At 60.2% G+C, this 9,301-nt stretch carries 6 protein-coding genes; 2 read left to right on the forward strand and 4 right to left on the reverse strand.

Annotated elements, in window-relative coordinates:
• Nucleotides 1–270: 270 nt before the first annotated feature.
• Nucleotides 271–2,097: an adenylate/guanylate cyclase domain-containing protein gene (locus tag AOQ71_RS00280; RefSeq protein ID WP_245316579.1), complete on the reverse strand. Its 1,827-nt coding sequence runs from the start codon at nucleotides 2,095–2,097 to the stop codon at nucleotides 271–273.
• The gene (locus AOQ71_RS00285) at nucleotides 2,094–3,065 is read right to left on the reverse strand and encodes an ABC transporter substrate-binding protein (protein ID WP_057740403.1); all 972 of its coding nucleotides are present in this window, start codon (nucleotides 3,063–3,065) and stop codon (nucleotides 2,094–2,096) included. The genes AOQ71_RS00280 and AOQ71_RS00285 overlap by 4 nt, the downstream gene beginning before the upstream one ends.
• A gap of 510 nt (nucleotides 3,066–3,575) precedes the next feature.
• On the opposite strand from AOQ71_RS00285, the gene AOQ71_RS00290 reads away from it, so the two are divergent.
• Nucleotides 3,576–5,216, forward strand: a complete 1,641-nt coding sequence (locus AOQ71_RS00290; protein WP_057740404.1) for a winged helix-turn-helix domain-containing tetratricopeptide repeat protein — start codon at nucleotides 3,576–3,578, stop codon at nucleotides 5,214–5,216.
• A 434-nt stretch (nucleotides 5,217–5,650) separates the two neighbouring features.
• The gene (locus AOQ71_RS00295) at nucleotides 5,651–6,964 is read left to right on the forward strand and encodes an adenylate/guanylate cyclase domain-containing protein (protein ID WP_057740408.1); all 1,314 of its coding nucleotides are present in this window, start codon (nucleotides 5,651–5,653) and stop codon (nucleotides 6,962–6,964) included.
• Between the two features lie 154 nt (nucleotides 6,965–7,118).
• Here the strand turns inward: AOQ71_RS00295 and AOQ71_RS00300 are convergent, their stop codons facing one another.
• The gene (locus AOQ71_RS00300; protein WP_057740411.1) at nucleotides 7,119–8,780 is read right to left on the reverse strand and encodes a GMC family oxidoreductase; all 1,662 of its coding nucleotides are present in this window, start codon (nucleotides 8,778–8,780) and stop codon (nucleotides 7,119–7,121) included.
• Nucleotides 8,777–9,301: GMC oxidoreductase (locus AOQ71_RS46805; protein ID WP_245316581.1), on the reverse strand; the 525-nt coding region annotated here is incomplete at its 5' end. The genes AOQ71_RS00300 and AOQ71_RS46805, both read right to left, overlap by 4 nt.

A 9,301-nucleotide genomic window follows, 5' to 3' on the forward strand; every position in this document is an offset into this window, starting at 1 on the left:
ACACGACTCGATCAGCCGATCGAGCAGGGCTGCAGGCAGTCTCAAGTTATCACTCAGCGTCTTGATGCTCACCGCCATTTTTCGAAACTCAATGGGGCGTTGGACGGGAAGCTCGACTGGATTGCTACCCATGACGATGCGATCAAATAGATCGAAGCCCGGACTAAAGGTCCAGAGCCCTGGAGCGACATCTCGTTAGCGCTCCAGGCCTTGATCGACAGCAACACCCGCGAGGCGTTCGTCTCGCAGGTCCTGTTTTCCCATTGCAAGTTAAAGCGGTAGCAAGGCACTCTCCCCGGCCCCTCTTCCGGATGCTCCAATGCTGCCGGGGCCCTGCAAGCCAGCCGTCACGGCGAAGATCCTGGTAGAGCCATTGAATCCCTTGATGGCCCGCTCACCCAGGAAATCCGTCGATATGCTGCCAGCGACGCGCTCTGCCACGATGAAATCCACAAGGATTTGTCCGTCGCGGGCCAGATCGCAGAGCCGTGAGGCAAGGTTGACGGTGCTCCCGACCGCGGTGTAGTCGAGCCGGCCTTCGTAGCCGATCGTTCCAACAGTGGCCGGTCCCATCGCGATACCCACGCCGAACCCCATGGCGTACCCCTTCGCGGACCAACCTCTTGCAAGAAGCTGGACCGCAGCCTGCAAGTCCACGGCAAGCTGCACCGCCTTGCGGGCAGGATCCGTGCAGGCAAGCGGCGCGTTCAGCAGGATCATGACTCCGTCGCCAGCAAACTGGATGAGCGTTGCCTCATGCGCGGTGATCACGACGCCCACGGCTTCATAATATTCCCGCAACGCAGCGATAATGGCCTCGGGGTCGGCGCGCGACGAAAACGCCGTGAAGCCCCGCAAATCGGCGAAAACCACGACCACCTCATGCTGCTTCCCTTCGAGCAGTCCTTGGGGCGTTTCGATGAGTTCGGCGACCTGGGGTGCGAGGAAGCGCTTCAGGAGGTTGATGCGCTCGGATTTCTGCTTCGAGGCCGCGAGTTCACCGGCCATTTCGTTGAAGCGCGCGGCGAGTTTCTCCAGTTCATCACCGCTGGAAAGAGTGATACGATGATCAAACTGTCCTCTCCCGATTCGCCTTGCTCCGTCTTCCAACTCGCGAATGGGGCTCGCCATGCGCATCGCGAGCACATAGGACAACGCGACGGCAATGAGTGTGCCGATGCATATTAGAACCAGTGAGCGCCACAGCCCCGCGCGGAGGGCTGCATAGGCCTCTCCGGTGGGCTGCAGGGCGATGACAGTCCAGCCCAGCTTGGAAACCGAGGTTGCCGCAGCAATGCTGGCTTCGCCAGCGACAACAGTTGTCACCGTGGCAGCGCCCCTCCCACTGAGTGTCTGCTTCAGCCGCTGATAATCCTCCGAACCTGCTGTGCCGCGCAGAACCAGGCTGATCTCGGGATGAGCAATCAGCCGGCCTGCATCATCAACGACAATAGCATAGCCTGTCTTCCCGATCCGAATGGCGGCAATGACTTCCCAGATCAGCTTCAGATTGATGTCTGCCACAGCGACCCCGGTTGTGGCGAGTTCTCGCGCCACTGCGATCCGCATATATGGCTCGGAATCCTGCTCGTACCGAACGGGACCGTACCAGACCCTGTTTGCATGCGCTCCGAGGACGGCGGCATCGTTCGACATATCGCTACCACGGCCGACCACGTTCAGCCGTGTCCTGGACACGAAGACGCGTTCGATCCCGTTCTGGTCGACCAGGACCAGGGAGAGGATCGCAGGCACTTGTTGCAGCAGACGAAGGGCATCCATCTTGTGTGTACCTTCACTGCCATCACTCCATGGGAACTGCACCGCCCAGCCGAGTTGATCGCTGATCTCATCCGCGAAGGCATCGATCCGTTCAGCGGCGGAACGCGACTGAAGCTGAAGAACGTCGCTGGTATGCCGGCTCTGATCGCGGTAGCCGAACCATGCTTCGCCTGCTGCGCCCATGGTAAGCGGCAGCACGACGGCTGTGAACAACGTCACAAGATATTTGAAACCGAGCGATCGGCGGAGCCCCAGCCACCACATGTAGGCTCGGCGCGGCGGGGAACGGAGTGCCTTGCGCTCTGAAAGGCTCATTCCAGCACTCTGCTTGCACGGAAGAGGATGGACGACAGATCCAGGTCCTCGCCGAACAGCCTTGCCGTTTTCAGATTAACGACGAGTTCGAACTTTTCGGGCTGCACGACGGGTAAATCGGCTGGCCGCTCGCCGCGCAGAATTCGATCGGCGTATTTGGCGAGCAGGAAATAGGTCGCTCGCTGATTGGCACCGTAGCTGAGCAGTCCTCCGGCCTCACAGTATTCGCTCCAGCCGAACATCGAAGGCAGCCGCTGCTTCGCGGCGAATCGCGCAATGGTCCCGCGGTTGACCATGGTGACGGGCTCTGGAAAGACCAGCAGCGCATCTGCTGGAGTCTCGGCCACCGACTTCAGCGCCGCTTCGAATTCCCCTTGACCCGAAAATGGAATGTAGAGCGCGTCGATACCCAAAGCCGAGGCAGCCTGCTGGGTCGCCTTCCATTCGGACGGCTCGCCTGGATGATCGCGGTTTGAGAGCACCGCGAGCCGACGCAGTTTCGGAAAGATATCCTTAAGCAGTTCGACGCGCTTGCCGGCAAGCGCCAGCGACAGGAACGTGGTGCCGGTAAAATTGGTGCCGGGCTGAGCCAGGCTCTTGACGATGCCGAGTGCCACCGGATCGCCGCTCTGCGCAAACAGCACGGGAATATCCCTGACGGCGATCATCGCGCGCGTAGCAGGTCCGCTCGAGACGATGAGGTCCACGTCGCCGGCCTTCAGTTCGGATGCGATCGCCCGAAGACCCTGCGGGTCGCCGGGAGAATAGCGGGATTGCACGATCACGTTCTTGCCTTCGACATACCCTTGCGCCCGCAGTCCTTCGATAAATCCATCCAGGAACGGATCCGGACTGGAGGCCGTTGAGAGCCACAGAATGCGGCGCTTGCGCGCAGCCTCTTGCGCCCGAGCAGCTAAGGGCCACGCAAGTGCTCCAGCAAGCAGTGCCATGAAATCTCTTCGCCTCATGGACTGGAGTATGTCCCAGCCGAGACTTGGTGCCTTTCAACCCAGATTGAGAGAACCTTCAGAGAACCTTGTTTTTCTGATCTGGCAGCACTGTGTGCCGCTCTCGCTCCCAGGCTGCGATCGGTTGCCGCTGCTTCGAAGGCGACCTCTGGCTCAGGATAGGGCCCAAATTCCGGGTAATCCGGGTGTCCGCGGCTGGTGAGCCGGACAAAAAGCCGGGCTAAAGCCCATATTCTACTTGGCTGCGCCTGATACGTCGCGGCGAATTGATGGGCATGCGCGAAAGCGACGCAGGTGCTCGTCAGCACCCGGAGGCCCTCACGGGCGTCCGATCCCGCGGAAAAGGGCCGTTCATGCCGGTTGAAGGCCCAAAGGCCAATCTGTAGACTGCGGGAGCGGCCTGCGCAGCTGCACGCTGTTTCAGCTTTGGCGGACGGCTGGTTGCTCTCGCCACTATTCATTTTTCGGCCGTCAGTTTCCCGATCCGTCCTACCAAGAGGCGCAATCAAGGTGACGGTGAGATACCGCTTCTCGCAGTTTGAGATTGACCCCGGCCGGCAGGAGGTTCGGCGCGCGGGTGAGTCCGTGCACATCGAACCTCAAGTGTTTGACTTGATCGTTCACCTGGTGCGCAACCGAGATCGGATTGTGAGCAAGGATGAGCTCATAGATGAAATCTGGAATGGTCGCGTTATTTCGGAGGCAGCACTCAGTAGCCGCATTAACGGCGCGCGCCGGGCGTTGGGCGATACTGGAAACGACCAGCTCTTCATAAAGACGCTGCATAAGCGCGGCTTTCGTTTCGTCGGGGATGTGCAGGAAATAACAAATCAGGAGATTCCGCTTGCTCCTGTTGCCGTTTCGACGTCCAGCGTTCCAGCCAAGGTCTCAGCTTCTGCTGAAGTCGGCGCACTGGGTGATGTCGTTTCGGAGTCCATCCGAGCGGACGCCGCTCTGCGAGCCTCGATCGCCGTGATGCCATTCGAAAACATCTCGGGCGATCCTGAGAACGATTACTTCAGTTACGGACTGGTGGAAGACATCATTCGACTGCTGGCGCGCAACCGCTGGCTTTCAGTCATTTCACGTCACTCGACGGTGGCATTCAAAAACAGGCAGATCGATCCTCGCGAGGCGGGGCAGCAATTGTCGGTCAAATACCTGGTGTTGGGCAGCGTTCGGAGGTCGCGCGACGCCGTCAGGATTGCCACGGAACTGGTTCGAACCTGCGATGGCGAGCAGTTGTGGTCCGAAACCTACGACCTCCAGCTGGCATCCATTTTCGAGATTCAGGAAGAAATGGCTACGCAGATTTCGGCAACGATCGAGCCCGAATTGTCGAGGGTTGAGCAGAAGTTGGCTACCCGCAAGGCGCCGAGCAGCCTGGATGCATGGGATTGCTATCAGCGCGGGTTGTGGAATCTATGGCGGTTCACCACTCCGGGCTTTGACGAGGCCGAGACGTACTTTCAACGTGCAATAGAAGCGGATCAGAACTTCGCACGCGCTCACGGTGCGTTGGCCTATGTAAACGTTCAGCGGGCGTTCCTGGACAATCCCAGCGATCGGTTGCCACGATTGAAGAAGGCCCTTCATCAAGCGCGCGCTTCCGTCGTGCTCGACGATCTGGATTGCTTCTGCCATTGCGTACTCGGGCGAGCCCTATGCCTTACGCATCAGAACGATGAAGCGTTCGCGGCGATCGATCTGGCTTTGGAGCTCAACCCGAGCTTCGCACAAGCGCATTTTGCTCAAGGCTTCAACTTGCTCTGGCATGGCCGTGAGATCGAAGCAGAAGTCCTGCTCGATCGAGCAACGATCCTCAGCCCTCGGGACAGTGATCTCTGGAGTTTCCACCACGTTCGCTCCTTGACGCATTTCTCTCTGGGAGAGTACGACATCGCGGCAGAGTTCGCCCGCCGAGCAGTCCGGCAGAGGAATGTGAATTATCAGGCATTCGCTACGCTGGCGGCGACCTTGGGTCTCTTGGGAGAGACGGCACAGGCAAGGGAGGCTGCTGCCGGGTTGCTTCAGAGCAAGCCGGGCTACAGCACCGATACCGCAAAGCAGCAACTCTTCTTTTGCAAGGACCCGTGTTTTTTGGATCGTTATGTTGCGGGCCTGCAGGAGGCCGGTGTGACCGCCGGCTAGATAAAACCGAGATGCAACGCGCCTCAGACATCTGGGCCGCAGGGAAGCATCAACCACTCGAAGGGCGGTCAGCGGGTAGTCAGAGATGTCTCCTGTGGCGCTGCTCCGATGCTGAACTGGCTGGTCGAGGAGAAGACCATCGCGCCACATATCCCTGTGTTCGACAAGTCGAAGCGAGATGACTGTACCTTCTGACGCAGCGACTTTCGATATGATCTGACCAAGGACGTCCACCACTGCTCTGGCGGAAAAATCGTCGTTTTGACCAACGGCCGGGCATTTCTGGTGGACCCTTGACTCCGGACAAATCGCTGCACTCCCCTGGCGGAGCGATGGGGCCAGAAGACGACATTGTGAGGCTTGCTGTTTTTCCATCGTCAGGTCAGGTTTCAGAATTCGGCCGGGTAAGGCCCGGTGAACCTGTAGGAACGCCCATGCAGCCGGTCACGCAATACGCCAAGAGCGGCGATGTTCACATCGCCTACCAGTCGTTCGGCAGTGGTCCGATCAATCTAGTTATGGTTCCGGGGTTTGTATCGAACGTAGAGAACTATTGGGAAGAGCCCGATCTCGCTCGCTTTCTAAATCGTTTGGGCACCTATGCCCGAGTAGTAACCTTCGACAAGCGCGGGACCGGCATGTCAGATCGGGGCGTGGAGCTTCCCAGCCTGGACCAACGTATGGACGATCTCCGAGCGGTCATGGATGCCGCCGGCATGGAACAGGCGGCACTCCTTGGGATTTCTGAAGGCGCTCCGCTGTCCGTCTTATTTGCGGCAACCTACCCCGACCGTTGCCGCGCGCTGGTGCTCTATGGCAGCTTTTCACGGTTTTCCTACTGGTTTCCAACCAACGAAGCGCTCGAGGCGTTTTTCGGTTACGTTGAGCAGGCATGGGGCACAGGCGGCAGCGTACAGAAATTCGCGCCTTCTCGCGCGAATGACGCGGCTTTCCAACGCTGGTGGGGGCGCAACGAGCGGCTCGGTGCCAGCCCAGCCGCCGTAAAAGCTCTCATGAGCATGAACAGCCAGATCGAAATCAGCGGTATCCTACCGGCGGTTCGGGTGCCAACCCTCGTGATCCATCGGACCGGGGATAAAACTGTCAGTGTTGAGGGCGGGCGCGACGTGGCGGCCCACATTCCCGGCGCCCGGCTTTTTGAGCTTTCGGGTAGCGACCACATTTTCTACGTCGGAGAAAACGCAGGCGAAATTTCTGATGCTATCGAGGAATTTTTGACTGGTTCAAGGACGTCAGTCCCGGTCGACCGTGTCCTTGCGACGGTTCTCTTCACCGATATCGTGGGCTCAACAGAGAAGGCCGCTGAACTTGGGGATCAACGCTGGCGTGATCTTCTCCACAATCATCACGCAACGATCCGGCGCAATCTCCAGCGGTTTCGAGGCCAGGAAGTGAAAACAACTGGAGACGGTTTTCTCGCTACTTTTGACGGTCCAGCCCGCGGCGTTCGCTGCGCCTCGGCCATTGCGGAGGAAATCAGGCCGCTCGGCATAGAGGTTCGTGCTGGGCTGCACACAGGCGAGTGCGAAATGATCGGCGATGACGTCAGCGGTATCGCTGTCCACATAGGAGCGCGGATTGCGGCACTTGCCGGCGCAAGCGAGGTTCTGGTGTCGAGCACCGTCAAGGATCTGGTGGCCGGTTCAGGATTGCGCTTCAAGGACCGTGGCACCCGATCCCTCAAGGGTATCCCGGGAGAGTGGCGCATATTCGCAGCCGAACATTAAGAGCTGCCTCCGAGCACTACACCATCTCCACTTGATGTCTGAGGTGGGTCGGAAGCTCCTGTTTGCCCAGCAGTCGGGCGCTTTCGTTTCAAGCTTGCCCATCTTCTCCTTCAGCTTCGTCAGCTTCTCGGTCTCGCGTCGTAGTGCAACGATCTCAGCTCTTACTCTCTAGGATATTCAACACGTTACGTTCCGTGTTCACCGACTGTGGCGCGCAGAGCGTCGTCTTTCCGAGAATCAGATCGGCCGCCTTCTCCGCTATCATGATGGTGGGCGCGTTCGTGTTGGATGACGTGACGCGCGGCATCACGGAAGCGTCGCAAATCCGCAGACCATCGATCCCACGAAGTCTCAGCGACGGATCGACCACCGCCAGCTGGTCGGTGCCCATCCGGCACGTGCCTACAGGGTGATGATCGGTCTTGCAGGTCCGATACGCATAGTCGGCGAGAGCAGCTTCGCTTGTGGCGGCAACACCGGGCATCCGCTCGACCATGACGAATGGCTCGAGCGCGGGTTGCCGGAGAATTTCACGGGCCATCTTCAGCGCCTCGATCGCTGCCGAGCGATCACACGCATCAGACCAGTAGTTCGGGTCAATCAAGGGCACCGCGGTAGGATCGCCGCTTGCGAGCCGCACGGTGCCACGCGAGCGGGGCCGCAGGAATGCCGAATTGAGCGTGACGCCGGCGTTGCGGAGCTTTTCCACGCCCGCCTCGATTCCCGAGCCGAGCCCGAGGTGGAATTGCACGTCGGGCCATTCCAGCGCTCGAGCCGCCGGGTCGGCGTACCAGAAGCCTCCGGTCTCAAACAGGGTGGACGCGACCGGTCCGCGCTTGAACAGGAGATATTCCAGTCCCGCCCAGATCGTGCGGTGCAGCTTCGCATAGCCGTCGTAGGTAAAGTCACCCTTGCACTCCGCAATCGCATAGAGGTCGAGGTGGTCCTGAAGATCCTCCCCTACACCAGGCAAATCGTGGATTGGCTTGACGCCGACTGCATTCAGATGGTCGGCCGGACCGATCCCCGATAGCAGCAGAAGACGAGGCGATCCGATCGCGCCGGACGCAAGGATGACCTCCCGCTCGGCGCGAACGATCTCCCCCTGCCCTCCACGCACCGACTCGATTCCTACTGCACGCCCATTCTCGACCACGATCCGCGTGCTGTAGGCGCCTGTGAGAACGGTGAGATTCGGTCGGCCACGGATCGGCTTCAGGTAGGCGGCGGCGGTCGAGCACCGCCGCGCATCTCGCACCGTCACCTGATAGTGCCCGACACCCTCCTGCCGGGCACCGTTGAAATCGGGATTGTAGGGCATTCCATATTCCTGCCCGGCTCGCAGAAAAGCTTCGCTGATCGGCAGCGGGTTGACAGGCACCGAGACGCCGAGCGGACCACCGCGCGCATGGTAGACGTCGACGAAACGCTGGTTGTCTTCGGCACGCTTGAAATACGGCAGGACGTCCGCGTAGCTCCAGCCTGTCGCGCCATCCGCCGCCCAGCCATCATAGTCGCGGGCATTTCCGCGGGTGTAGACCTGCGCGTTGATGCTGGAGCCGCCGCCGAGCACCTTCGCCTGGGTATAGCGCAGCACCCGCCCGCCGAGGTGGCGCTGGGGCACCGTCGAGTATCCCCAGGAGGCGATGCCTTTGGTCATCTTGGCAAACCCCGCCGGCATGCTGAACAGCGGGTTGTTGTCGCTGCCGCCTGCCTCGAGCAGGAGCACCCTGGTCGACGGATCGACGCTCAGGCGGTTGGCAAGAACGCAGCCGGCAGAGCCGGCGCCGACGATGATATAATCGTAAACCGTCATCTCATGTCTCTATGAGTTCGAAGATCGGTCCTCGCAACGTGATCTGCGACGCGCAACGCTTGGGCGGCGATCGTCAGTGACGGGTTCACCGCCGCCGAAGTCGGCAGGAACGACGCATCGACAACGAACAGATTGGGGTGATCAAAGGCGCGGCAGAACGGATCGAGCGGTGACGTCGCGAGATCGAGACCGATGCGCACCGTCCCACATTGATGCGAGGGCGTTCGCCGATCGAATGCCTTTGAGAGTACGATCGGGTAACCCGCGGCACGCAGCCGTTCCTTCAACGTCGCCACCAGCGCCAGATGGGTCGTCCAGTTCGAACGCTGCCAGTCGAGCCGGATGTTCGCACCATCGACCGTCACACGGCTCTCGGCGCTCGGCAGGTCTTCACTCATCGCATACCAGTCGACCGCATGCCGGCTCATCAACCCAAGCGCCCGTTCCGGTGCGAACGGCATATTGGCCTTCAGAATCGGCGCGTTGACACGTCCAAGCAACTGGACGTTGCCGAGCGGCGG

Source organism: Bradyrhizobium manausense, from assembly GCF_001440035.1.
Taxonomy (GTDB): domain Bacteria; phylum Pseudomonadota; class Alphaproteobacteria; order Rhizobiales; family Xanthobacteraceae; genus Bradyrhizobium; species Bradyrhizobium manausense.

What these genes read in the sequence shown, in the direction of transcription:
- AOQ71_RS00285 (WP_057740403.1), bottom strand. Translation starts at nt 3,065, where the DNA reads ATGAGGCGAAGAGATTTCATGGCACTGCTTGCTGGAGCACTTGCGTGG.
- AOQ71_RS00295 (WP_057740408.1), top strand. Translation starts at nt 5,651, where the DNA reads ATGCAGCCGGTCACGCAATACGCCAAGAGCGGCGATGTTCACATCGCC.
- AOQ71_RS00280 (WP_245316579.1), bottom strand. Translation starts at nt 2,097, where the DNA reads ATGAGCCTTTCAGAGCGCAAGGCACTCCGTTCCCCGCCGCGCCGAGCC.
- AOQ71_RS00300 (WP_057740411.1), bottom strand. Translation starts at nt 8,780, where the DNA reads ATGACGGTTTACGATTATATCATCGTCGGCGCCGGCTCTGCCGGCTGC.